We start from the raw sequence: 24667 nt of genomic DNA, 5'->3' as shown, positions 1-24667 counted from the left end.
AAAAAAATTACATAATATTATAAAAATCTCATAAATAATCCGGCCGTCGCGGCGCCGGCGAGAGGAGCGGCGATCGGCAACCACGCGTATTTCCAATTCGAAGGTCCCTTCCCCGGAATGGGCAGAAGAAAATGCGCCAACCTGGGTCCGAGATCCCTGGCCGGATTGATCGCGTAGCCGGTCGTTCCACCCATGGAAAGTCCGATGCTCCAAACAAGAATCCCCACCAAAAACGCTCCGATATGGGTTTGTAGTCCCGACATCCTCGATGAAAAGATGGAAACGATTCCGAGTATGAGAAGAAAGGTTCCTAAAAATTCGCTGAAAAAATTGGAGGTCGCGTTGGAGATCGCCGGCTCGGTGGAAAAAACCGCGAGGATTTTTCCACGATCTTTCGTTTCCTTCCAATGAGGAAGATAATGCAAATAATTGACTACGGCTCCGCAGAACGCGCCCGCGATTTGCGCCGGAACGTAGAGAAGAAGTTTGGAAAAATCCCCGTTTTGTACGGCGAACGCGAGTGTGACAGCAGGGTTGAGGTGAGCATCCGAACTTCCGAAGGCATTCGAAGTGAAAATCCCTAAAATGACCGCAAAGGCCCAACCTGCGGTGATCACGATCCAACCTCCGTCTTTGGATTTGCTTTTTTCCAACAAGACTCCGGCGACCACACCGTTGCCCAAAAGGATCAATACGAAGGTCCCTAAAAATTCCCCGAAAACAGGCGATATCATTCCTTCCCCCTACGAAATTGGGGACTAAAATCCACGGAATTCTAGGATCGGCAATCGGTTTTTCTCGCTTCGGTTTTTTTCATTTTCCCTTATCTTTTTTCCGATTCGACCGATGAGGAACTTAGGAGAACAAGATGCCCGCATTTACGATTCCCGGACTCAGCTCCGGTCAGGACACCAATTTGATCGTAAAAAAACTGGTGGAATTGGAAGCGAAACCCATTCGCCGGCTTGAACAGCAGAATTCGTTTAACAAGGCGCAGGTGAAAGCGTGGAGCGATCTTAAAACGGTAACGACCGACCTCCAAAACAAAACGAGAGCCCTCATATCCTTCACCGCACCTTTTGCGATGAAAAGTATCGTGTCCGAACCGGAAGGAGTGGTCAGCGGAGACGCGTCCCGTTCCGCGAGCGCCGGTAAACGTAAGATCGAGATCAAGGAACTGGCCACATTTCATCAGATCTCGGGAGACAAGGTGGACGTCAACAAGCGGATACCCGCGGGAAGTTTCAAGATCCATTCCGGAGATTCCGAAAAAGAGGTCGAATTTTCCGGAGGGACGATCCGCGATCTCGCCTCCATCATAAAAATCTCTGCGGCAGGACTCGTTAACACCGGTTTGGTGAAAGTGGACGGGGAGAACTACGTTCTTACCCTGATCGCAGCGGCTTCGGGCAAGGATCATAAGTTAAAATTCGAGGACGATGCGGGAGTGTTGCAGGCCGCAGGTCTTGTCGGAGCGACGGAACCGGCCGATCCTCCGAAGTCGATCGAACTTTTTCCGGAAGCGGATCAGATCTCCGTCTTTCAGGCGGAAAAATACGGAGCCTCCGCCGATTCCAAACCCGTCTTCAAAGAAGAGGGCGGAAAAAAGATTCTCGAAATAACGAACTCGAATTCCTTTCAATTCGGAATTCCGACCACGGAGCTGAAAAAAAACGCGAAGATAGAAATTCTCACACAGGTCGCGTTCGCTCCCGAAGACAAACTAGAATTAGGAATTCTTTATAAAGAAAACGACAAGGAAAAGATGATTTTCGAAAGTCCTTCCAAACAGGAGGGAAAACTCGTCCTCGTCCTGAAAAATTTCCCCTCCGGTCAAAAGGCGCATAAGATTCTTTTCGCGAACTCGAGCGGAAAGACGGTTAACGTGGAATCGTTTAGGATCGTCGTTCCCGGCGAATTACGCGGAGCAAAGCCGACCAAAGAAATCGTGGAAGCGAAGGACGCAGTTTTTCTCGTTGACGGAATCGAAGTCAATCGGCCGAAAAACGAAGGTCTCACCGACGTACTCGACGGGGTTTCTCTCAATCTTCACAAAAAAACCGAAAGCGCGGTTAACGTGGATATCAAAACGGATTCAGACAAGGGCCTTGAAATGATCAGGGAGTTCGTGGCCGCCTACAACACGGTGCTTAAGTTTTCCAAAGACTCCACGGCCGTCGATAAAAACGCGCAGGTTAAGGACGCAAAGGAGGACGGAGGCGAAATCGGGCAGACCTTTTGGGAAGGAAAAACCAAAACCGGTCTTTTATCCGGAGAACATACCGTTTTGCGTCTGATCGCGGGAATGAAGACCGCGGCCAGTTCCTCGTATCCGACCAGCGGAGAAAATTCCATCAGAATGTTAAGCGACATCGGAATCAGCACCGGTTCCGTCGGCAGCAAATGGGCCGATATTCAGGACGGATTCCTGGTTTTGGACGAGGAAAAACTGAAGGCCAAACTTTCCGAAAATCCGGACGCAGTACGCGGCCTATTCGCGATCGATACCAACTCGGACGCGAGGATGGACACTGGAGTCGCGGTCGATCTTCTCGAACACATAAAACCGTACACTCAGTACGCGGGCGGTTTCGTATCGGGTAAGGTTAAGATGCTCGAAGAACAGGTCGCGGACAACAACAAGAAGATCAAGGAATTCGAAAACCATCTCGTGAGTTACGAAAAAAAACTGAAATCCAAATTCCTTTACATGGAACAAGGTGTGGGCAGGAATAAAGCCGTCGGTGCGTATCTCAATAACAATCTAAAAGGCGCAAAGAGCGAATAACGCGGAGAGGATAATAAAATGGAAATTTACATCAACGAACATCTGTTAGATAGTTCTCTCGAGGACGAAAAAAAACTCGGAGAGGTATTCGGAGAAATCTCCAAGTGGGTGGAGTCGAAAGGGAAATATCTTCTGGGCTGCACCGTGGACGGGATAGAGTTCCAATCCTCTACGATGAACGAACAGGGAATCGAGTCCGCGGGTAAAATGGAATTTATCGTCGGGGAAGAGATGGACTTTCTCGTTTCCACACTACACGAATTGGATCTTTACGTGGATAAAGTCGGATCGACTTTGTTCGGAAGGGATTCACTCACCGAAAAGGAAACCAAGGAATTGTCTGACGGAGTTCGATGGATCCAGAACGTACTTCGTTCCGCTTCCAATATGTTGCACCTGAAATTGGATCAGATAAAACCGATGGGAACCGGAAATAGCGTAGAGGCGATCGTCTCCGAAGTGTCGAAACTCAGCACTGCCCTCGATAACACGGACAACATCGAAACCTTCCTGGAACATCTGCGCGATCTGAAACTTTTCGTCATGGATCTTGTCGCGAGAACTCAGGTTCTCGATCTGGATCTGCCTACGTTGAAGGAAATTCTGAATACGTTCATAGGCAACGTGGGTGCGCTTAAGGAAAGTTTTATCAAGGTAAACGAAGCGTATCAATCGGGAAAGGACGAGGTCGCTTCGGAACTTTTGACTCAAGCCGTATCACAGATCAACGTCCTATTGACTTCGTTCATCACTTTGAAGTTGAGAAAACCCGACCTGGATTTCTCCGAGATACGCATCGACGGAATCGGCTTCGAGGAAAAAACGGGCGAGTTGAACGAGATCCTCGCAGCGATAGCGGTCGCACTCGAGGAAAAGGACATCATACGCGCCGGAGATTCCATCGAATACGAACTTCCGAGCGCGTTAGACGAGTTTCTTCCTTTTCTAAAGTTGATCCGGGAAAAAATCGCCTAAAGGATTTCCAAACAAAAAACGGTAACGTCGTCGGACATCTCTCCCGCTCCGTAAGAACCGGAGTAGGAGAGAAGAGAGCGGATCATGGAGGAAGTGTCTTCGCTTATCAACGATTTGACCGCCTCCAAAAATTGGTTTCTTCCCAATATGTTTCCCTCCGCGTTGCGCACTTCGAAAAGTCCGTCCGAATAAAGAAGAACACGATCCCCTTTTTGAAGAGTCAATTCGTATCTGTGGATCTTTGGGGAAGCGATCGCAAAGAGGATCCCGCCGGAACCCTCTATCACTTCGCATTTTTCGTTGCGGATCAAAAGGCCGGGATGGTGACCTCCATAACTATATTCTAATTTTCTTTCGGAAGGGACGTAACGTAGATATACGGAGGAAAGAAAGTGCAACGTGATCGTGTCCTTCAATAAACCGTGCATAAACAGAAGGTTTTCGTCCGTGAACTTGGTCCTTTTCGTCGCGGCGTCGAATGCGATCGAAGTCATCGCGGCCACCATAGCGGCGGAAATTCCGTGGCCGGAAACGTCCCCGAACAGGATATGAAGACTATCGTCCGATTCTTTTTTCACCTTCAGGATATCGCCTCCCACTTTTACGTAGGGCTGAAAGTGCGAATAGATTTTGTAATCGGGCGAATCAGGAAAATCCCTAGTCGTGATCATCTCCTGTATATGGCGCGCGAGGTCGAGATCCAGATCCAGTCTATATAATAATTTTCTAATTTTCTCGAGCGATTCCTTTTTTTCCGTGATGTCGCGCAGAATATACACTTTACCGCCTTTGTTTCCCGAAAGCGGAATGGAGGAAGAGGAAACCTCCAGATATTTGTATTCGGGAGTGTGACCAAACTCCTCGAAAGAACGCTCCTCGCCGTCGTTTTCGACGATTCTCAGATTTGCAAACTCCTTGCGTTCGAAATAGGAATCCGAAGGGAATCCGTCCAGATAATTCCGCAGGTCGATCGACGTCCCCGTCGGAACGTTTTCGGGAAGCGACAACATACGCCGCGCCGAAAGATTGGAAAAAAGAAGCGTTCCCTTGGAGGAAAGAAGGAGTACACCTTCCCGGATTTCCGAATAAAGTTTGAGAGCGACGTGTTCCAGTTTTAAATCCATAAAACCGTATTTACGGATTGCGACGAAGATGGAAATCGACTGAAACAATGCGGCGCTTCCGCTTAACGGCGGAAAGGTGAGAGAGGAGTTGAAATACCTGGGAAGCAGAGTTGTTACGAAGCTGGAAAGATATGTGATCACGGTCGCGTAGGCGACCAATCTGGATTGTTTTTTCAGCAACGGATTGGAGGAACGGAAACTTTTCACGATCAGAATCAGACAACCGCCTAACGTGGGAACGCCGACCACGAAGTTGCTGATGGGAAGATACAACGGACCAGAAATGATTACGTCCCCCCAATACGCGCGATACGTGCCTGAAATCACAAGGTCGGTTCCGATCGACACGAGAAAGGAAACTAGAGAGATTCCCCTAAAAAAATAAATCAGAAATCGGAACGAAGAACCGGTGAACTGGACCGCGAATTCGAAAAAAAGACAACCTATAAAGATCCAGGCGAAAGACGAGACCTTGAACACTAAAACGGGAAGATCGCCGGGCAAGAAAGACCAATAAAGGATGAGGGCGATATGCCAGAGGGAAAGCAGAAACGAAAAACGAAGATACAGATCCACGGTTCTGGATTTTCCCTTTAAGGAACTCACGTAAGCGAAAAGGGAACCGTTGATCAATAGTGCGGTGAACGGTATGAGAGCGTACGGATTCATCTTCTCAAAACACCTCCAAGATCAGGACGGCGAGATCGTCCGTCAATTTTCCGCGTCCGAACGCAAGCGCGTTGTCGATCGAAGTTTTGAGAATTTGCGAAGGAGTATGGAGCGCGATTTCTCCGAGTTGATCCAAGAACGTTTCGTAGCCTAAAATCTCTCCTTCGGAATTTCTGACTTCAAAAAGACAATCCGAATGGAGAAAGAGGACGTCCCCTTTTCGCAGCTGAAACGAATAATTGAACAGTTCCGTTTCCTGGGTGATCAGAAGAATCCTGCCGGTTCCGTCCAAGGATACGATCTCTCCTTCACGAAAAACGAGTATCGGATGATGTCCTGCATAAGAATATTCTAATATTCTTGTTTTCGGGTCGAAGGAAAGATAAACGGCGGAGACGTGATGGTTGAAGACCGCGTTACGGAGGAGTTCGTGTATTTTCTCCAGAGATTCCCTGGGCGAACCTTTCGTTTCGGATACGAGCTGGAAAGAAATGGACAACATTCCCGCGACCATAGCGGAAGAAACCCCGTGTCCGGAAACGTCCGCGAAAAACACGTCCAACTTTCCGTCGGATCTTTCCAACGTGCGTAAAAAATCCCCTCCCACCAATTCGAACGGTTGAAAGTGGGAATGAAACTTGTATTCGGAACTTTCCGGAAACTTGGTCGATATCGCAGAGGTTTGCGCGATTTTCGCGATCTCCAAATCCTTGCTGATCGCGGAATAGATGTTTTCTATCTTCTCCCTGGTTTCTATCTTTTCGGTGATGTCCCTAAGGATAAAAAGATAACCGCTTTCGTTGCCGGCCAGTTCTATATCGGAACGCGTCAGTTCCACACCTCTACATTTTCGGTTGAATACGGGTCGGTATTCCTTGGCAAGATGATTGGGGCTTTCCTGATATCCCTTCAGATAATCGGAAGGATAAAAAAACGCCGGAAGAGCATTATCGATTCCTAATATTTTAATCGCGGAATCGTTGATAAAAAATAGGGAACGATCCCGTTTTACGAGGATCATTCCGTCGTGGATGTCCCGGAAAAGTTCGACGGCAAGTCCCTCGATGTTGATGCGCAGAAATCCGTAGCGTGTGATCGCGATGAATATCAAAAAGGATTGGACGACCACTCCTATGGGAGTCAAGGGCACGGAAAGAAGTCTTCCCTGTGCGTCCGTTTCTATAATTTCGGAATAAACGCTCAAAGACATGGCGATTGCGGTGCCGAGGATCGCGAGACCGATTTGTCTTCTTAGGTCTTTGCGTAAAAACAGAAACGCTTTCGTGAGAATCCCGAGGCCTAAAAATCCGGGGAACGCAACGAAGGCGACGATCACGTAAAGATACAATGGACCGGGTTCGTTTTCATATCCCCAGTAGTAGGAAACCTTCCCTTGGATCACGAGATCCGTGGATACCGTGAGAAGATATGAGATCGGAATTCCGATTCTAAAAAACCAGAGGAAGGGTCCGGGAGTTCGGTTTAAAAAAGCGTAGACGAACTCGAGATACAACGCACCTACGGGGAGCCAGGTCGCGGAAAGAATTTTGAAGGACCAGGTCATCCATTCTTCCGGAGGAGAGGACCAAGTAAAGAGATACGTACCGAGCCACGCGTTGAGCGAAATCGAATAGATAAGATAGGAGCGGATGACGGGGTTGCCGGTCCTTCTCGCGTATACGAAGGCGATGAAAACCGTATTGGCGAACAATGCGGCAAGAGGAAAGTAGAGATAATAATTCATTCGAAAAAAAAATCCGTCGAGTCGCCGCAAATTTTCCGAAGTCGGAGAATACGTCCGCAAATCGGAATTCCCACCCAAGTATTGCTTTGGACGAAGGATTTTAAACAATAAAATACTTATTTACCTAAGGTTTCTCAAATCGTTCGGAATCGTCGAACCGATTACAGATCGTCGTCCGAGTCGTAAGTTCGTCTTTCGATCCGATCCGAATTCGAATCGATTGCGAACGAAAGTCGGAGACGTCCCTTTCCCCATCGCCGTCGAACGTAAAATCCGGGATCGTTATCAGGAAAGAAATTTCTTTCGCGATTTTTACCGGAAATATCAACGGAACCACCGATCGAACCAAAGCTCTTCCTTCGCTTGCTCAATCGTTTTCTTCCGGTCGATATAACGAATTAATTTCCGTCATCTGGGATTGATCGTGAAAGAACGAATGTTATTTCTATGATTTCGATCCATTTGGAGAATAAGGCCTGTCCGTTTTCGTATTTCGCTTACTTCAGTTTATAAACTCGGAGGCATATTTTTTCGTGAACGAGTATTCTTTAGGCAGTATAAAAAACGAACTCGGCGAGCCTAAAATGAAGATCAGCAAAGAACAAATAAAAGGGATCAGTGAATCCTTTGATATTATCAATTTGGAAAAGATTAAATTCGCGGAATTATTTTTTGAATCTCTGAAGGAAACAACTCCTAAATACGAAAAAATCTTCGAAGTGCTTAAGATCGACGACGCGAGAAATTTCATGAATGCGGTTCGGGACATCGTGATTTCGGCGTCTCAGGAATTTTATTTCGACAAATCGATTCAACAATTCGGATTTCATTGTACTAAGATCTGCGGAAACCCGGAGGAAATTCCGGTTTTGGAAAAGGCCTGGCTCGCGGCTTTGGAAGAATGGCTGGGACCTTGGTACACTTCGGAAATCGAAAGCAGCTGGCAGGAAATTTTCGGTCTTACCTACGCGAAGTGTTCCGACTCGCAACCGATGGAATCAGGAAGGGGCGCCCAGTTTTTTTAGAATTCTTCTGCTTTGAGTTTCGTCGTTCTTCAATTGGGCGACGAGCGCCTCGATTCCTTCGAATTTTGCCTCGTTCCGAATTCTCTCCGTAAACGTTATGCGCACCGTTTTCCCGTAAATGTCGTTTTGAAAGTCGAAGATATGCGATTCGAGCGTGAGCGGATTTTCTCCGAACGTGGGGTTCCGACCGACGTTGATCATAGAAGGGTATTCGACTCCGTCAACGGTGGTAGTTCCCGCATAAACTCCGATGCCCGGTAAAAGTAGGTCCGAATCCGTCTTTACGTTAGCCGTCGGAAATCCGATGGTTCTTCCTCGTTTGTGACCGGAAACGACGGCGCCTTCGACGGAATAACGTCTTCCGAGACAAGTTTCCGCCTCGACGATTTTTCCTTCCGCGATCAGTCCTCGCAGATAGGAGCTGGAGAGTTTTACTTCCCCCAAATACACGGGGTCCACTTTTTCCACGGAGTAGTTTAGTTTTTCAGAATATTCTAAAAGAAGATCGTAGTTCCCGCGTCTTCCCTTACCGAAACAGTGGTTGAATCCGATGACGATTTTTTTGGCTTTCAGATCTCGAAGAAGTATGTTTTCCAAAAAGGATTCCGCGCTCATTTCCGCGAGGAGTCTGTCGAAAGGAAGGATTACGAGATAGTCGATTCCCCTTGCGGCGATCCAATCCGTTTTGTCGGAAAGGCTCATCAAACTTTTTAATTCAGGATTTTTGCCGAGAACCACGGCGGGGTTGGGGTCGTAGGTTACGACACAAGACGAAAGACCGGTTTCCCGGGAAACGGCGAGGACCCGATCCAAAAGCGCCTGATGTCCCCGATGAATTCCGTCGAAATTTCCGAGCGTGACCACACACTCGTTCCGAATCCGTTTTTCCGGTTGTTCCAGGGTCCGTATTGTGATCAAATTCTTTCCGATCCTGTCGATATTAAAGTAGATGCTTTTCTATCGATTCGTTCTTATATTTCTTTGTCTGACTTTTACCAATACGGGGTTTCTACGGTCGGAAGAAAATCCGAAATTTAAAAAATTCATCAACTTCGATCATCGGGGAGAAGAAGGCGAGCCGCTTCGGTCGGAGGACTTTCGAACCTTCGCGGAACTTTCGACCTGGGCGATTCACAACGGAATGCAGTTGGAGCGGGATCGACCCGATTCTGCGCCCGGAGCCGGGACGGGACATTTGTTGGACGGGCTTTGCAGAATGATTCCCGAGGAAGGTCTGCGTTTTTATCTGACCGCCGATCCTTCCCGGAACGAGCCGATTTACGTTCAGTTGGATCTCACTCAGTTTACATTCACCGAGCGTCCTAAGGGTTTGAAGCCGAGAGAATTGCGGATTTTTATGAACGGAATCCTAAAAAAGATGGTGCGTTTTCCCGGAGGCGACGGGTATTCCAATCAGTTTCCGATTCGATTTCGCGTGGATCCGGGCGAGCTGATCGAAGGGAGAATGGACTTCCGACTTCTTCCGAACGCCGGGGAACTCGGTCGGTTTTGGGGAATCTGGGACGTTTTTTATCGATGAATGAATCGGGTTCGCGGAAGTGGGAACGGATAGGCTTGGCGATTTCAGAGTGTAACGGCGGTATTTTGAACGGTAAACGTCGTCACAAACTACAAAGCCGAAGCTCGTAAATCGTTGGAATGTAGGAACTCCCCGCGAAACATCTCTTCGGGAAAACGGACTCGAATCGATCCTATCCCATTCCTTCCAAATCGAAAAATCCTTCGAAAATCCGGTCGGAAGTCTTTCCGTATTCCGAAAAAACGTAGGATCACCCACGCCGTTTTTGCCGCGACCGGAAATTCGACCGGAGAAATTTTAAAAAATAGAGATCTTAAGGAAAATTGGACGAGAATTCGGCGGGGCTGATTGTCTTGAAATACGATGTCAATCCGGCTACCTTAAACACCTTTTCGATCGCCGGTTTCATGTTGGCGATAAAAAAAGAGCCGTTTAAGTCCTGCACATAGTTGAGTTGTTTGATGAGCATTCCGATTCCGGAGGAATCGATGTAGTTGAGTTTTTCCAGATTTACGACTACGTTTTTATTTTCTTTGTTGATATTGGTTTCGAAAAAGGTTTTGAGATCGATGGATGTATATATGTCCAGACTGCCCGAAAGACTTACAATATTTGTTTCTCCAGACTTTCTATGATTGATTTCCATACCGATCCTTTCCTTCCCTTTTCCCAGAATTTGACGATAAGTTCAATCTATTTTTGATAAAATTATGGGGAAATTCCCAGAACCTCCGAAACTATTAAAGAACGATTGTCTGGAAACTATATATGAAAGTCTCTTTATTTTATATTCTGATTTTTATTTCCGCGATCGCCGGAATTTCCGCTCAAGAATTCGAATCGGATGGAAGAGTGAAAATTCTTCCGTATGAACCCGGTCAAGTGAAGGATCTCGAAATTCTCGGCAAGGATATCACGGATTTTCACAAAAGAATCGAAAGCCGTCTTGCCTTTCTCAACCGAAGAAAACAGATCCAGGACAATCTTTATAGTCAGTTTATCCCCGCGTATGAGGATCAAATTCCGCAAAGCAGAAACCGTTATATGCTGGATTTGCGTTTCGTTCTAAAAGTCAGCGGAGGGAACGCTCAAAATTCTCCCTTAAAATTGGAATCCATCGTTTTTTGGAGCAGGAAATCATTAATTTCCAAGATGCGCGCTCAAGACGAGGAAATCAGTATTCTCAAAAACGATAAAGTGACCGCCGAACAAACCCCGGATGCGATCGAACTCGTGATCAAGAAAAAAACGGATTCCGGAACCAAACAAACGGTATATAATGTGGCCACCATTCGGGAACCCGCACAACGTGTGAAACTCGTTCGGATTTACAGAACCAATCTTTTGGAAATCATTCGCAGAATCGATAAGTATGTGGAAGGAAGCATCAGAACCAGCGCGCAAGACGTGGAAACCACTCTTAGAGAAGTGGAGAACGGCGGTCCGTACCAGGAAGATCTTCCCAAGGATTGAGGAAGTTTCGTGAATGAACCGGGACCGAAATTCGATTTCCCGGATCATTATAAAAATCTGGGTCTTTCTCCGCTTTCTTCCTTGGAAGCAGTAAAATCGCGTTATCGGGAATTGGCGAAAATTTTTCATCCGGATAACAGACAAACAGGCTCCTCCGATCTTTTTCAAAAACTGGCGTACTCGTATCAAGTCCTCACTCATCCTTTGCGGAGAAAGGAATACGATCTGCAATATCTCGCTCGTCATCCCGAGATTCTGTTTCGGATGCGCGCTTCGAACCCGAAGGTCGGATCGGCTTCTTCTCCGAAAAAAAAACAGATCCCCGCTTCGCGAATTTTATACGCGGGCCAGGCGGTGGAATTCGCCAAACGCGGTCTTCTCCGTGCCGGTATGAGAAACCGGGAACGCAAACGATATTCCGGAATATTTTACGATATTAGAATTCTCTTAACTCATGAAGAGTTGAATCTGCGGATCTCCGCGAAAATTCCGCTCGTCGTTCGGGTATTGTGTCCCGATTGCAGAGGTTCCAACGTGTTCTGCGATTCTTGCGGAGGCAAAGGAACATATAAGAGTTTTCGCAATCTTAATCTCGAGGCCGAAGCAGGAAAACTGATTCCCGGTAAAATTTACGAACTGGATCTTTCCGGTTTAAAGCCGGACGGATTCGTTCATTTTAAGAAAAACCGTCTGAAAGTAAAAATTGAACTTCTGGAAGGAGAGAAAAAATAGGTCGTATGCAAAAGGTACTCCGTTTTGTTCCTATTTACAAAGAAAGAATCTGGGGCGGTAGAAAACTCGGCGAGTTACCCGGAAGAACCATCCCCGAAGGAAACATCGGTGAATCCTGGGAAATTTCCGATTACGGAAACGAACTCTCGATCATAAAAAACGGAAACTTAGCGGGCAAAACGTTTCGAGACGCGTATGAAAAAAATACGGAGGCGATCCTCGGAAAATCGTTTCTCGGAAAACCGTTTCCTCTTCTGATTAAACTCATAGACGCAAAGGAAAAACTTTCGGTCCAAGTTCATCCCGACGACGAGTATGCCGAAAAATTCGATCCGGACAGCGCCGGAAAAAAGGAAGCGTGGACCGTTTTACAGGCGGAACCTGGCGCCAAACTCGTCTGCGGCTTTTCGCGCAAAACGGATCGGCAAGAATTTCGGGACTTCGTGGAAAAACACAAAGCGGAGGAACTACTTCGGGAAATTCCGGTGCGCGCTGGGGATTCTTTTCTTTTGAATCCTGGTAGAATCCACGCGATCGGCGCGGGAATCCTTTTGATGGAAGTGCAACAATCCTCCGATTCCACGTATCGAGTCTACGATTACGGAAGACCTAGGGAGTTACATCTCGATAAGGCCCTGGACGTTCTGGATTACGACGGTCCGAACGACGGGGATTTTCTCGTTCCTCAGCCGAAGGAGTGGACGGACGGAAAGCGGTTTCGTCTAACGGCAAACGATAAGTTCTGTATGGAAACCCTGGAACTTTCCGCCTTGGGCAAATCGTTTACGATCCCTTCTCTCTATCGGGATCCGTTGTTTCAAATCCTGATCGTGTTGGAGGGAAAAATCGCGTTGGAAGGGGAGGAACTTTCCAAAGGAGACACGGTTCTATTGACCGCGTCCGGTTGTTCGCACGGGATTCATGCGAAGACCGAAACCGAATCCGTCAAACTTTCCCTTTCCGGGCCAGGCTCCGATTGGGGAATTTATAAAGATTAGAAAATCATAATTTTCTCATGAATCAAGAACCCGAAGAACCGATCGTCTGGATCAGCGAAGAGGAACTTTCCAAACAGAGAAGAATCGCCAAGGATTTGAAGAAAACGCCGTGGTGGAAAAAGAAAAAAGGCGCCGGAGTTTGCCACTACTGCGGAAATAAATTCTCTCCGGAAGAATTGACGATGGATCATCTGATTCCCCTCGCCAAGGGAGGAAAGTCCATCAAGGCCAATCTGGTTCCCGCGTGTAGGGAATGTAATTTCGCGAAAAAAAACAAACTTCCGTTCGAGTTCGACGGAGCCGCCGATCCCGCTTCGAAACCGAGTTCGGATTTTAATTCCGCATCCGATTCCGATTCACAAACAAGGAACGTATGAGCACGAACGATTCCAATTCGGAAGAGGAATTCCGGGATCACGAGGAATCCGACGGTGAAACGGTTCAACTTTTGGACGAGGAAGGGAATTCACATCCGTTTTTAGTCGCCGAGGCGCTGGAGATCGACGAGAATCATTATCTTCTTTTGACTCCAGTTTTGGAAGAGGATAAGGAACTGATCAATTTGGATGTGAGCGCTTTGCGGGGAGAAGACGAAGCCGGTTACTTTGTGGTTCGTCTCGAAGCGGACGAATTCGGAGAGGAGCGGCTCGTGGAAGTTCGGAGCAAACGAGAGATCGCGGACATCCTCGCCGAGCTGAACGTCGATATCGTGTGAGTCGTCCTCTATCTAAGTTAAAAATCCGTGTCTCCTCTCGCTAAAATGCCTTCCTTCGTTTCCGCGGATAAGGAAGACTCCGAAAGTTTTTCGTTTCTAAATCCTCCTCGCGACTTGTGTATCAGGATCGATAAAAGAAGTCCGCCGGCTAAGATCAAGAACGAAAGTATATTATAAACTGCTACCGTAATAAAACAGACGAATCCTAAAACCAAGGCCACGATCGGTAAAACCGGATACAGGGGGGCTTGATACGTTGTCGCGCGATTCCGGTTTTTCATTTTAAATCGGAAAAAGGAAATCATACTGACGCAGTACATTCCGCATGCCCCGAACGCGGAAAGAGTGATCAGTTGTCCCGTATCTCCGAATTGGAGCGAAGTCAAACCTACGATTCCTCCCGCAAGAATGGAGTAGTAGGGAGTTTTCGTTTTACGAGTCAGGCGGGAGAGTGTCTCCGGCAGATATCCCTCTTTGGAAAGGGCGTAGATCTGTCTGGAATATCCGAGGATGATTCCTAAAAGGGAGGCGACCAATCCGAAAAGCCCGATTCCGGTAAACGCGCGAACGATCCAGGTTTCGGCTCCATACAATTTTCCTAATGTGAATGAAAGCGGGTAATCGAGGCGCGCGACCTCATCTACGGAGACGACTCCAGCGGTGGAAAACAACACTCCGAATGCCAACAGAACCAAGGTTCCTATGCCGGAAAGATAACCTAACGGAATGTCTTTTTCGGGTCGTTTTACTTCTTCCGCCGTCATGGCCACTCCTTCCACGGCGAGAAAAAACCAGATCGCATACGGAAGCGCGGGAAATAGATTCAAAAAATGGAATGTATTTCCGGGGCCGATTATTTTGGCGGCTTCGAATCCGGGAAACACGGCCGCGAAGTAGAATACCAATCCGAGAACTGCGGTCAACGTGACGAACAATTCAAAACGTGCGGTCTGTTTTATTCCTAAAAGATTGATTCCGATCAAAATCAGAAAAAACACGTTAGACGCAACCGAGACGGAAACTTCCGGAACTAGAAAATGAAAATATCCTCCGAGTGCGGAGGCGATCGCGGGAGGGGCAAGGACGAATTCCACCAAAGTGAAAAAGCCGGCGATCCATCCTCCCCAGGGCCCTAAGGCGACGCGTGCATACGCGGAAGGTCCTCCTGCGTGCGGAATCGCGGCCGCCAGTTCCGTAAAACATAGGGAAAAACAGGAGTAAAAGATCGCCACGATGGAAACGGCCGTCAGAAATTCCCAAAAGTTGGCATGCGCCCATCCTAAATTCCAACCGAAATAATCGCCTGAAATTACGAGGCCGACGGAGATTCCCCAGAGATGAAAGGCGCCGAGCGTTTTTTGTAGAGCGGGCATGGAGAAAAAAGCACCTCTACGATTTAGAAAGAAAACAAGTTTTCTGCGGATGGACGACCGTTGTAGGAAAAAAGGAGCGGGTCGGCGCGACGATCGGTTTGAAATCGCGCCGCATTGCAATCGGTTTTTGAGAGCGGATGTTTTGTCGGAAAAAGTGGTGTGGGAACTCACACGAAAAACGAATCATTTTCGTGTGCGAGAGCCGTGCGCAGAGCCGATTCTTATTTTGCGGGAACTCCCTGCAAAAACCGGGAACGCGTAGGCGTTCCGTTAGTCGAGGAAGGGTGTCATTCTTTCCATAAGAATTCTACGATTGTCCCCGCCTTGGAGCGCGATGACGCCGCGGATGATCGCTTGTCTTCGATCGGATTGTTCCTTGGACCAAGCCTTGATTCGGTTCGCGAGAGGAAAAAACAGAAGATTGGCAAAAGCGATTCCGTAAAAAGTCGCAATGAAGGCCGTTGCGATTCCTTCTCCCAGCGCTTTGGTTCCCGCGCCGAGATTTTCCAAAACTCCGACAAGACCCATGACGGTTCCGATGATTCCTACGGTCGGAGAAAAGCCACCCGCTGTTTCCAGGATTTTCGCCGAATTCCCTTCTTTCTCCTCCATGGAAATGGCCGATTCGAAGAGAATTTCCTCCACGGCTCTCGGATCGGTGCCGTCCACGATGAGCTGAATTCCCTTTTGTAGAAACGGATCCTGGATCGACTTCAAATTGTCTTCCAAGGAGAGAAGGCCGTTTTTGCGAGCGCGCTCGGCAAAGTCCAAAAACAATTCACCCAAAGGAAGTTTGCGTCCCGGAAAGATTGCAGTTTGTAAATTGAGAATCAAATCTTTGATTTGCTCTAAGGAAAAACTGGCAAACGTAGCACCGGCTGTTCCTCCCAGGATCAACAGAATGGCGGAGATTTTAAAAAAGGAAAGAAAGTGCGCTCCCTCCAAAAAAATCGCGATCAAAACCGAGAAGAACGCAATGGAGAGTCCGACAAGGGTGGGATTCATTTCGGTAAGAGTTCCCGCAAAGTCGGGTTTTTACAAGAAAATTCTGTCGCATGCGGAGTAGGGGAAGGTCCGGGCGTATGGTTGGTATGGTTGGCGGAAATTCACTTTGGCTTGCATGCGGTTTGGTTTTAGGTTCGCTTACCAGCGCCCCACCACCGGGCTCTAAACTCAATATTTCTCCTTACGGGTAGAAATAGAAGTGCTCTTCGGTCGTTCGTTCCGAACAGCCCGACCCCGCGTCGATCATCCCTGGCGCGGATTTTCCGGGAAATGGTGTGAGTTCCCGCATTACTTTGTTCTTTAAATAGAATGAGTCCCAAACTGTGCGGGAACTCACACAAGAATCCAAAATAGATCGATGTAAAAAGACAAATCCGTGTATTGTTTGTGGGAACTCTAACAAATCCACGAAATCCAGAAACCAAAGCCCGTACAAAAAAAGGGGACGGTACAACTTTCGCCCCCCGTCCGTTTCAAAATGAAAATTCGCAGTGGAAGAACTCAAACCAGGGAGGTTGTTGTCCATCCATTGAAAAGTATCGGCGCGAGGAGTTCCTACATTAGCCCCCGTATAAAAAAAGAAAGACCTCGCTTTTAAAAACTAAAAATTTTTTGCGGTGCAAAACCTTTGACTTTTAAAAGGCAGAATTTTTTCTGGCTTACATCATGCTGACCGTCGTAACTGTACTGTTTTTGGCCATTTATGGGATCGACATCGTCGCTCTCTTTTTCTTCGGGATTCATACCTATATCATGGTATATCTCTACAAAAAGAACCATACATATTGCGAATCGGAACCAGACAAAATCCTCGATTTAAACGATCCGAATCTCCCCGTAGTCACAGTACAACTGCCGATTTATAATGAATTCTACGTTGTAGATCGATTGATCGAAACGACCGCAGCGCTCAAATATCCCAAAGACAAACTCGAAATCCAGCTTCTCGACGATTCCACAGACGAAACCGTGGAAAAGTCCAGGAAATTAATTGCACATTATAAATCTCTCGGGTTCGACATTCATCATTTGCATCGCTCCGGAGCGGAACGCACCGGATACAAGGCCGGGGCGTTGGAAGCCGGAATGAAGGTGGCGCGCGGACAGTACATCGCAATTTTCGACGCGGATTTTATGCCGGATCCGGACTTCTTAATCAAAACCGTACCTTATTTCGAAGATTCTAATATTGGAATGGTCCAAGTTCGTTGGGGTCACGTAAACGCGGACTACAACGTTCTCACTAAAGCACAATCGTTCGGAATCGACGGTCATTTTATGATCGAACAGGTGGCTCGTAACGGTTCTCACCTTTGGATGAACTTCAACGGAACGGCGGGAATCTGGAGAAAGGATTGTATCACCGACTCCGGCGGATGGGAGCATGATACTCTCACCGAAGACTTCGACCTTTCCTATCGTGCAGAAATGAAAGGATGGAAGTTCCGTTATTTTAAGGATATCGAATGTAAAGCGGAAATTCCCGCGATGATTTCCGCTTACAAATCGCAACAGTTCCGCTGGTGCAAGGGATCGATTCAAACCGCGGTGAAACTGCTTCCGCGTATTCTTCGCGCGGATCTTCCTTGGAGAATCAAATCCGAAGCTATCGTACACTTGATCAATTATTCGGTTCACCCGTTGATGGTGATCAATATCCTTTTTAGCGCTCCGTTACTGTTGATGGACTATTGGTCCGGATTCAGTTTTTACGATCTTCCGATCGAAATTCTGATGGGGACGGCGGCGATTCTTTCCGTAGGATCGATCGGTCCGATGATTTTCTACGCGTATTCTCAGAAAACTCTTCATAAAGATTGGAAAAGAAGAATGGTCTATCTTCCGATTTTGATCATGATCGGAACGGGAATCGCCATCGTAAATACGAGAGCCTGGTTGGAAGCCGTCTTAGGAATTCAATCCTCCTTCAAACGAACTCCGAAACTTAAAATCGAAAAGAACACCGACGTAATCAAAGAACGTCTGAAATATACGGTTCCTCTCGACTTTCATGTTGTGCTCGAATTTCTCATGGGAATTTACTGTCTCGGAACCGTGGTTCTTTCCTTTGTTCTTGGAAAACCGCAAATCGTAGGATTTTTGCTGATCTATTCGCTCGGCTTTTTCTACGTCGGATATCTTTCCCTTAAGGAAGCCCTCTGGAAATTCGGCGCTTCCAAACAAGGCTCGACGGAAGAACTTCCGGCTCAGGCCTAAAAAGGATAGATCCACTTCGGGCGGAAGAAATTCTTCCTCCCGAGACGGAGGCTTCCGGAACCTCGCTGATCGTTGCTTCCGGCTTGACTTCGCGCTTTTTTCTGAAAAATTGACAAAATACCGCTACTTTTATAGGAACCCCGATGAGTGAGAAAGTTTACTGCGCCAATTGCCTACACTGCGTTACCGTAAGACAGTATGAATCCGAGGCAGACAAATACATTCTCCGCGTAAAATGTTCGAAGAAAAAATGGTCCAAACGATCCGGAGAAGAAAAGCTCTATAAATATTTCACCGTTGCCCGCCGTATGCAGGTAAATTGTGAGTTTTACGAGCCGATGGGCGAGATTCTTCCTTATATCAAAAATCTTAAGAAAGAACTTCCGATCAAAGACGAAATCTACATGGTGAAAACTCTCACCTAAAGAGTTTTGAAGCCCTCCGCTTTTACTCTCAAACCGGGACTGGTCCACGGAAAATTTTCCCGTAAGACCGTCCTGGAGGAACCGTTCACTCTTTTCCCGGAACCCGGCGCTTTGTATCTCAAAGAATTCCCCACGCGTGTACGCGCGGGTGAACCGCTTGTCCGCCAATCCGTAGGAACTCTTCTTTCTCCGGTGGATGGGATCGCAAGTCTGATCCAGGGGGAACATTCCACCAAGATCAGGATCGTACAGGACGGCAGCTTTCAGCTGTTAGGCGATCAAAGTTCGGATTCTCCCCTCGGTCTCGATCAAACACTGGAAAAAATGGACCGAACCGGGTTGATTTCCCTCGATTTTCCGGATACGACTCTTTCCGCTTTGTTTAGGACGTTTCAAGAATCGACGATCGTACTTTCTCCGTATACGAAAACACAAGCCGTCGATTTCAAAAAGATGATCGTCGAAGAATACAAAACATTGCATATTCAATTTTTAGAATGTTTGTCCTTGTGGTTTCCGAAAGCGTCCGTAAGAGATTACGTACTTTCTCCGGTTCCGTTTCGAAAATACGAATACCCTTCCGGTTTTCCGCAATACTTCGTCAAACGGGCGTTTGGTGAGAAAAACTTTCAAAAGGAAAAAATCCTTTATCTGGGGCCGGAAACCTTATACCACCTTTATCGGGCGCTTTTTAAGGGAATTCCCTTTATCGAAAGACATATCAGCATTTATTACGTGGGAAAAAACGGCGGTTTAAAAAAAGAGGAATCGCCGATTAAATTCCGAGACGGACAAAGTCTCAGCTTTCTTCTCCAGGAAAAAAAACGGGAATACCCCAACTTCACCTTCAATTCCTTTTTCGACGGCGGTACGTTTCATTCCTCTTCCGAGGAATATTTTTTGGACATTTACAAACACCACTCGATCCTTTTCGTATCGGGAGCAATCCGCGAACAACGGGAACTTCCCTGTACGGAATGCGGGGAATGTACATATAACTGTCCTTTGGAATGTAATCCGATCGCGCTCGTCACCGGGCAGGGGAAATTCTCCTCGTCCGCTTGTATCGAATGCGGAATCTGCACGTTTCTTTGTCCCTCCGGTATTTCCCTGCGGGATCGGATTCGAAAGACGAAAGAGGAGGGAACGGCCCGTGTCTGATTATCTGCTCGTAACTCGTTCCGGATTTTTTAGAAAATCGGATCCTTTTTTACCCGACATACTTACGAGCGTTCTGTGTCTTACGGGCGTCCTTTTTTTCGGTTCCGCGATCTTGTGGATCACGTACGGGATCGTACTCGCGGCCTGTTTCGTTTATCAATATACGATCGTTAAACGAACTGTTTATCCTTTGAAGTGGACGGTTCACACCGGAATTTTCGTATTGTTTCTACCCTTACATCCGGGCACGATCCTTTGGGCCGTACTCGCGGGAGTGATCGGAATTTTTTTGTATTCTCCTTTGGAGAATCGATTGAGGATCCAACTTCCGCTTTCCCTCGTTCAGATTCTTATCTTTTTACTTTTATATCTTCTGCTTCCCGCCGTAGATATTTTTTCCGGTCCTACGTACGGTTCTCTCGAATCGTTTCGAAACGAATCCATCTCCGATCAGTTCAGCGTTCTTTCCTTTTCTCGGGAAGGTTATTCTCCTTGGAGATTTTCCGTATTGGAAGCCGCGGGCCCGTTCTCCATTCTTCTTTTTATTCCAGCGTTTTTAAAACGACCGATTTCGTTTTCGATTCCGGCGATTTTCGGGATCGGATTGATTTGGGGAATCGGTCCCCTCGCCGGAGAATTTTTTCCGGTGATCTTGGCCGCTTGGGCGGGGTTTGCGATCCTGTTCGCTTCTCCGGGAAGAAATTTACACACGGCAACGACGTTCTCCTGGATCAGCGTCGGGGCGACCGCCGCGCTTTTTTATGTCATACAAGCGTTGCTTTCCTTTCCTTTACCGCTTTTCTCTTATACGGTTTTCTATTTTTTCATTGAAGCCATCCTAATCCGTATATTTCTGGGAAGCAGGATCGATAATTTCGGGCAACCTGCGTAGGCTGCGTTTGTAATTGAAACGATGAACTTATACGATAAAAAAAACGATGACGTGGAACCGACGAGTTCGGGATCGGAGGGTTCGTTATGAATCAACTTTTGACTCTTCTTCATCCGGAAACAGTCATCTTCGATCTACAATCCGGCACCAAAGAGGAAGTGATTTCCCGTCTGCTGCAGAAAGCCGTAGAAACGAAGCAGATTGAAAACGCGAATAAGGAAGAAATTTTGGAATCCTTGTTGGCTCGGGAAAAGTCAATGTCCACAGGGATAGGCAGCGGTGTTGCGATTCCTCATTGTTCGGTCAATCTCGTGGACGAACTTAAATGTGTGATGGGGCTCAATTCTCAGGGAATCGATTTCGACTCCATCGATCATCAACCGGTTCATATCTTCATTCTTCTCATCGTCCCCAAGACGAAATTTCAGGAACATATCAAAACCCTGGCGCAGATCGCAAAGGCGCTTAACGTAAAAGAGGATAGGGAAAAATTGATCCGTTCCAAGTCCTTCGAGGAAATTCAAAAAGCATTCACCCGGAACGTCTGATCGTGCAGGGAGAATTCTCCAGGTTTGTCCTATTTCTTGTCGCATTAATTTTTTTCTCGGTATTGTTCGGTCACCTTCGCTCCGTTAACCGGGAATACATTTACGCGGATTCCGCGTTCTCCGAAACGGAAACCTTTCTCGAAAAAAAGACCTTCCTTTCCTCGATCCTATCCTTTCTTCGGGGAATTCTCACGTTATCCGCAAAAACCGCTTCGGGAGAATCGGTTTGGAAACACATATCCGATCGTATGCCGCCGACGCTTCATCTCGCGGTTTTTTCGGTGGGTTGCGGAAGTTTGCTCGCGATTTTTACGGCGCTTTCGGTTTCCAAATCGGAACAAGGAAGCGGCCGTGGATCGTTTCTTTTCGCGAGCAATTTGATCCTCTCCACGCCGGTGTTCGCGGTCGCGGTAATCCTTTTGCTCGTATTTTTCGTTCGTTTGGAATGGTTTCCACCCGGCGGTTACGAGCCGTGGAACACCACCTATGTGGTCCTTCCCGGGATCGCACTCGGTTCCAGAGTGTGGGCGAGGTTGCATCAGTTCGCCGCGACGACCGCCTCTTTCGAGATGAAATCCCCGTATGCGAGAGTTTTACGAGCCAGAGGATATTCTAAAAATAGAATATTATGGAATCATGTTTTATTAAAAATACTTCCTCTTTTGGCGGTCCTTATACTTTTGGACTTTAGTTCGCTGCTTTCCGGAGCGATGATCGTAGAGGAGATTTTTTTCTTTCCCGGGATAGGAAAATCCATGTATTACGCGATCCAAACCATGGATGAGGAACTTTTGAGCGCGCTTTTGTTCTATAGCGGACTTACCTTTTACGTCTTGGGTCGCCTTTCGATCCGTTTTCAGGAGAATCTGACCGGTAAGGAGAGCGAATCTTGATGTCCGTTCCCGGAGTTCTGAGAACCTGCTTCGTATTACTCGTGTTCGGCGGTGTTCTTTGGAAAAACCCTCCGACGGAGATTTACTTAAAGGAAAGTTTTTGCGCGGTCAGTTGGATTCATCCGTTCGGATGCGACCGTTTGGGTAGGGACGTGTTTTCCCTTTTTTCGTACGGGGCTTTTTCGACGTTGATTTTTTCCCTTCCCGCAAGGTTGATCACGCTTCTTTTCGGTTCCTTGATCTGCATGATCCAATACGCGCTTCCGTTTACGGGGAGGTTTTTGTTCGCGCCGATTTCCTCGGTTTTCGTTTCCGTTCCTTCTTTGTTGATCGCCCTTTTGACTCTGCACGCGTTGGGCAGCGGTCCTATGGTATTGTTGATCGCTCTCGTATTGGGAGACTGGGCTTTCGTGTACGAGACGTTACAAAGTAAAATCCGCGAAATCGACGGAAGCGGTTTCGTGTTGGCGGCTTCTTTTTTCGGAGCGTCGCGGGCGAACGTTTTTAGGAACCACATTTTTCCTTCCACATTGCCGGTGTTGAAAGTTCTGTTTACTACAGGACTGCCGGGGGTTGTTATGACATTGGCGCTCTTCAGTTATTTGGGAGTCAGCGCTGCGGGTGATCGGTTCGGTCCCGGTTTGGGGGAACAGATTTCGTTCGCCAGGGATTATGCGTATGCCGCGCCTTTGGCGTTGTTACTACCCGTTTTAGGGATCGTCGGTTTGGTAACGGCGTTGAACTTTAAAAAAGATGAATAGAGTATCCGCATTTATTTTAATCGTATCCATACTAAGCGCGTCCTTCGCCGTAGGAGCCCAGGGCATCGACGATTACTACCGTTTCCCCGAGGCGGGAATGCGGGAAAGAATCACCTTCGAAACCGAACGAAAACTCTGCATCTTTCCTCTCAAAAATCAGAACGCGGATTCCTCCTTGGATTATCTGAGCAAGGGATACGGAAACGTTTTGTATTCCGGTCTCAAAGGTTTATTTCAAATTTTCGATCCCGACGTAGTTCCTAAAAGTGTACAACACGGTTTCGGTAAACCTTCCGGCAACGAACGTCTCAAAAAAGGGGAATGGGACGGAGATACTTTGGAGAAAGTCAAAAATTCCAAAGAGACTTCCCCCGAAAAAGATCCCCGTTTTCTCAACGTCAAAACGGAATTTCTTTCCGAAGAACCTCCTCCCGAAGAGAACATTCTTTTTTTATCGGGAAATAAACAGGGATGTTATTACCATCTCGCCGGTAGTTACGAAAAGAAAAACGAAGTTCAGATGGAATTAAGATTGGTCCTTCGTTCCTCCAAAGACGCATCCAAAAAAGAATTCAAAGCTAAAACAAGCGTTAGGCGATCGTATCAGGAATTGGATAACGTCGTATCAGAAATCAAGAAGGAACTTATCGGAAAAAACACCGTTTCGTTTTCCTTTCAATCCGGAACTATGGACGGGGTTCTCGTATTTTTGGACGGACAGTTTTTGGGTAAAACTCCGTTGCAGAGAAACGATCTGCTGCCGGGTAATCACGCGGTAAAATATTATATGGACGGATTCAAAAGCGAGGAAAGAAGGGTTTCCGTATCGAACGGCGGAAGTTTCGAAATGATTCTTACTCGAACTCCCAAAGAAGGTTTTATTTCCGTCGCATCCAATCCGGAAGGAGCGAACGTATATCTCGGTTCCGAGTTTTTGGGAAAAACGCCCTTATCGAAAGTCGCCGTTAAAACGGGATACAATCGACTTCGTTTATCAATGGAAGGACATATCGATATTCTTAAAGGTGTGGAAATCAAAAAGGACGAAGAAACGAAACTCGATTTGAAACTGAATCCGGGCGAGAGCGTCGTGTATTATAAAAACAAGCAGAACTTGTTTTTGGATCATACATACAATGACTTTTCCATTTATTCCCTATACGGAACCCTATTGTTTTACGCGGGTTATTATTATTTCAATCTTAAGGCCAACGATCTCTACGACCGGGCGGGAAGTCGGGTGAATTTGACCGCGCTTTTTCTGGCCGCGAATACGGTTCCTCAGGATCAGTTCGTCGCGATGTATCTTTATGAGGAACGGATCATACGGGAAACCAACGCAGACGCCGGTAAATACCAAAGATTGGCGGGAAATTTCGGAAGACATCAGCAATTCTCGGGCGGGCTGATGTTATACGGAGCCGCTGCGATGCTCGTGCTCGCGGCGACGTTCTACTTTCTGGGTTTGGACGAGGAAACTTTGGACGTGGGAGTGGCTCCTTCCCGAGTAAACAATCCGTATGCGATTCCCGGACAATCCGTGGAGCTGGATTCATACGCAAAATTTAATTTAAGATTTTAGAATATACTTTCGCGACAAACTCGATTT

Annotated in this window: 23 protein-coding genes and 1 pseudogene; 17 read left to right on the top strand and 7 right to left on the bottom strand. The window is 47.2% G+C overall.

Annotated features, from left to right (window positions below; genetic code table 11):
- Window positions 1-17: 17 nt before the first annotated feature.
- On the bottom strand, window positions 18-734 hold the full coding sequence (locus EHQ17_RS09830) for an MIP/aquaporin family protein (protein WP_135590050.1): 717 nt from the start codon (window positions 732-734) through the stop codon (window positions 18-20).
- A 134-nt stretch (window positions 735-868) separates the two neighbouring features.
- Between EHQ17_RS09830 and fliD the strand changes: the two genes are divergently transcribed.
- The gene (gene fliD / locus EHQ17_RS09825) at window positions 869-2788 is read left to right on the top strand and encodes a flagellar filament capping protein FliD (protein WP_135590049.1); all 1920 of its coding nucleotides are present in this window, start codon (window positions 869-871) and stop codon (window positions 2786-2788) included.
- 18 nt (window positions 2789-2806) lie between these two features.
- Window positions 2807-3763: a hypothetical protein gene (locus tag EHQ17_RS09820; RefSeq protein WP_135590048.1), complete on the top strand. Its 957-nt coding sequence runs from the start codon at window positions 2807-2809 to the stop codon at window positions 3761-3763.
- Here the strand turns inward: EHQ17_RS09820 and EHQ17_RS09815 are convergent.
- Both EHQ17_RS09815 and EHQ17_RS09810 read right to left on the bottom strand, forming a co-directional pair.
- On the bottom strand, window positions 3760-5556 hold the full coding sequence (locus tag EHQ17_RS09815; protein WP_135590047.1) for a SpoIIE family protein phosphatase: 1797 nt from the start codon (window positions 5554-5556) through the stop codon (window positions 3760-3762). The genes EHQ17_RS09820 and EHQ17_RS09815 overlap by 4 nt on opposite strands.
- Window positions 5557-5560: 4 nt before the next feature.
- Window positions 5561-7300: a SpoIIE family protein phosphatase gene (locus EHQ17_RS09810; protein ID WP_135590046.1), complete on the bottom strand. Its 1740-nt coding sequence runs from the start codon at window positions 7298-7300 to the stop codon at window positions 5561-5563.
- A 584-nt stretch (window positions 7301-7884) separates the two neighbouring features.
- Here EHQ17_RS09810 and EHQ17_RS09805 point away from each other — a divergent pair.
- Window positions 7885-8325: a globin gene (locus EHQ17_RS09805; protein ID WP_135590058.1), complete on the top strand. Its 441-nt coding sequence runs from the start codon at window positions 7885-7887 to the stop codon at window positions 8323-8325.
- Here EHQ17_RS09805 and EHQ17_RS09800 read toward each other — a convergent pair.
- Window positions 8299-9243, bottom strand: coding sequence for a bifunctional riboflavin kinase/FAD synthetase (locus EHQ17_RS09800; protein ID WP_135590045.1), 945 nt, complete (start codon window positions 9241-9243; stop codon window positions 8299-8301). The two genes, EHQ17_RS09805 and EHQ17_RS09800, sit on opposite strands and share 27 nt — an antisense overlap.
- Before the next feature lie 31 nt (window positions 9244-9274).
- On the opposite strand from EHQ17_RS09800, the gene EHQ17_RS09795 reads away from it, so the two are divergent.
- Window positions 9275-9865 carry an LIC10729 family protein gene (locus tag EHQ17_RS09795; RefSeq protein ID WP_135590044.1) on the top strand — a complete coding sequence of 197 codons (591 nt, stop codon included), beginning with the start codon at window positions 9275-9277 and terminating at the stop codon, window positions 9863-9865.
- A gap of 313 nt (window positions 9866-10178) precedes the next feature.
- Here the strand turns inward: EHQ17_RS09795 and EHQ17_RS09790 are convergent, their stop codons facing one another.
- Window positions 10179-10511 carry an STAS domain-containing protein gene (locus EHQ17_RS09790; RefSeq protein WP_135590043.1) on the bottom strand — a complete coding sequence of 111 codons (333 nt, stop codon included), beginning with the start codon at window positions 10509-10511 and terminating at the stop codon, window positions 10179-10181.
- Window positions 10512-10633: 122 nt separating this feature from the next.
- Between EHQ17_RS09790 and EHQ17_RS09785 the strand changes: the two genes are divergently transcribed.
- The 5 genes and pseudogenes from EHQ17_RS09785 to EHQ17_RS09765 all read left to right on the top strand — a co-directional run bounded on the left by EHQ17_RS09785 (window position 10634) and on the right by EHQ17_RS09765 (window position 13783).
- Window positions 10634-11338 carry an LIC_12936 family protein gene (locus EHQ17_RS09785; RefSeq protein WP_135590042.1) on the top strand — a complete coding sequence of 235 codons (705 nt, stop codon included), beginning with the start codon at window positions 10634-10636 and terminating at the stop codon, window positions 11336-11338.
- 9 nt (window positions 11339-11347) lie between these two features.
- The gene (locus tag EHQ17_RS09780) at window positions 11348-12070 is read left to right on the top strand and encodes a J domain-containing protein (protein ID WP_135590041.1); all 723 of its coding nucleotides are present in this window, start codon (window positions 11348-11350) and stop codon (window positions 12068-12070) included.
- A gap of 5 nt (window positions 12071-12075) precedes the next feature.
- Complete coding sequence (locus EHQ17_RS09775) at window positions 12076-13068, top strand: type I phosphomannose isomerase catalytic subunit (RefSeq protein ID WP_135590040.1); 993 nt, start codon at window positions 12076-12078, stop codon at window positions 13066-13068.
- Window positions 13069-13085: 17 nt separating this feature from the next.
- Window positions 13086-13364 (top strand): annotated as a pseudogene (locus EHQ17_RS09770) (HNH endonuclease); the annotation flags it as partial.
- A 77-nt stretch (window positions 13365-13441) separates the two neighbouring features.
- The gene (locus tag EHQ17_RS09765) at window positions 13442-13783 is read left to right on the top strand and encodes a DUF1292 domain-containing protein (RefSeq protein ID WP_135590038.1); all 342 of its coding nucleotides are present in this window, start codon (window positions 13442-13444) and stop codon (window positions 13781-13783) included.
- A 17-nt stretch (window positions 13784-13800) separates the two neighbouring features.
- On the opposite strand, the gene eat is transcribed toward EHQ17_RS09765, so the two are convergent.
- Window positions 13801-15156, bottom strand: a complete 1356-nt coding sequence (eat, locus tag EHQ17_RS09760) for an ethanolamine permease (RefSeq protein ID WP_135590037.1) — start codon at window positions 15154-15156, stop codon at window positions 13801-13803.
- 270 nt (window positions 15157-15426) lie between these two features.
- Complete coding sequence (locus EHQ17_RS09755; protein WP_135590036.1) at window positions 15427-16161, bottom strand: motility protein A; 735 nt, start codon at window positions 16159-16161, stop codon at window positions 15427-15429.
- 687 nt (window positions 16162-16848) lie between these two features.
- On the opposite strand from EHQ17_RS09755, the gene EHQ17_RS09750 reads away from it, so the two are divergent.
- The 8 genes from EHQ17_RS09750 to EHQ17_RS09715 all read left to right on the top strand — a co-directional run bounded on the left by EHQ17_RS09750 (window position 16849) and on the right by EHQ17_RS09715 (window position 24640).
- Complete coding sequence (locus tag EHQ17_RS09750; RefSeq protein WP_342776114.1) at window positions 16849-18378, top strand: cellulose synthase family protein; 1530 nt, start codon at window positions 16849-16851, stop codon at window positions 18376-18378.
- A 143-nt stretch (window positions 18379-18521) separates the two neighbouring features.
- Complete coding sequence (locus EHQ17_RS09745; protein ID WP_100745478.1) at window positions 18522-18803, top strand: hypothetical protein; 282 nt, start codon at window positions 18522-18524, stop codon at window positions 18801-18803.
- Between the two features lie 6 nt (window positions 18804-18809).
- Window positions 18810-19964 (top strand): oxidoreductase, encoded by a 1155-nt coding sequence (locus EHQ17_RS09740; RefSeq protein ID WP_135590034.1) that lies wholly within the window; start codon window positions 18810-18812, stop codon window positions 19962-19964.
- The gene (locus EHQ17_RS09735) at window positions 19957-20856 is read left to right on the top strand and encodes a hypothetical protein (protein ID WP_135590033.1); all 900 of its coding nucleotides are present in this window, start codon (window positions 19957-19959) and stop codon (window positions 20854-20856) included. The genes EHQ17_RS09740 and EHQ17_RS09735 overlap by 8 nt, the downstream gene beginning before the upstream one ends.
- Window positions 20857-20942: 86 nt before the next feature.
- Window positions 20943-21404 (top strand): PTS sugar transporter subunit IIA, encoded by a 462-nt coding sequence (locus tag EHQ17_RS09730; RefSeq protein WP_135590032.1) that lies wholly within the window; start codon window positions 20943-20945, stop codon window positions 21402-21404.
- A gap of 2 nt (window positions 21405-21406) precedes the next feature.
- Window positions 21407-22297 carry an ABC transporter permease subunit gene (locus EHQ17_RS09725; RefSeq protein WP_135590031.1) on the top strand — a complete coding sequence of 297 codons (891 nt, stop codon included), beginning with the start codon at window positions 21407-21409 and terminating at the stop codon, window positions 22295-22297.
- Window positions 22297-23058, top strand: coding sequence for an ABC transporter permease (locus tag EHQ17_RS09720; protein WP_135590030.1), 762 nt, complete (start codon window positions 22297-22299; stop codon window positions 23056-23058). The genes EHQ17_RS09725 and EHQ17_RS09720 overlap by 1 nt, the downstream gene beginning before the upstream one ends.
- A complete protein-coding gene (locus EHQ17_RS09715) occupies window positions 23051-24640 on the top strand; it encodes a PEGA domain-containing protein (RefSeq protein WP_135590029.1) in 1590 nt (529 codons plus the stop codon). Before EHQ17_RS09720 ends, EHQ17_RS09715 begins: the two co-directional genes overlap by 8 nt.
- Window positions 24641-24667: the final 27 nt, after the last annotated feature.

Source organism: Leptospira gomenensis (assembly GCF_004770155.1).
In the GTDB taxonomy this organism is placed as follows: domain Bacteria; phylum Spirochaetota; class Leptospiria; order Leptospirales; family Leptospiraceae; genus Leptospira; species Leptospira gomenensis.
This window is presented reverse-complemented; position numbering and strand designations above follow the sequence as displayed.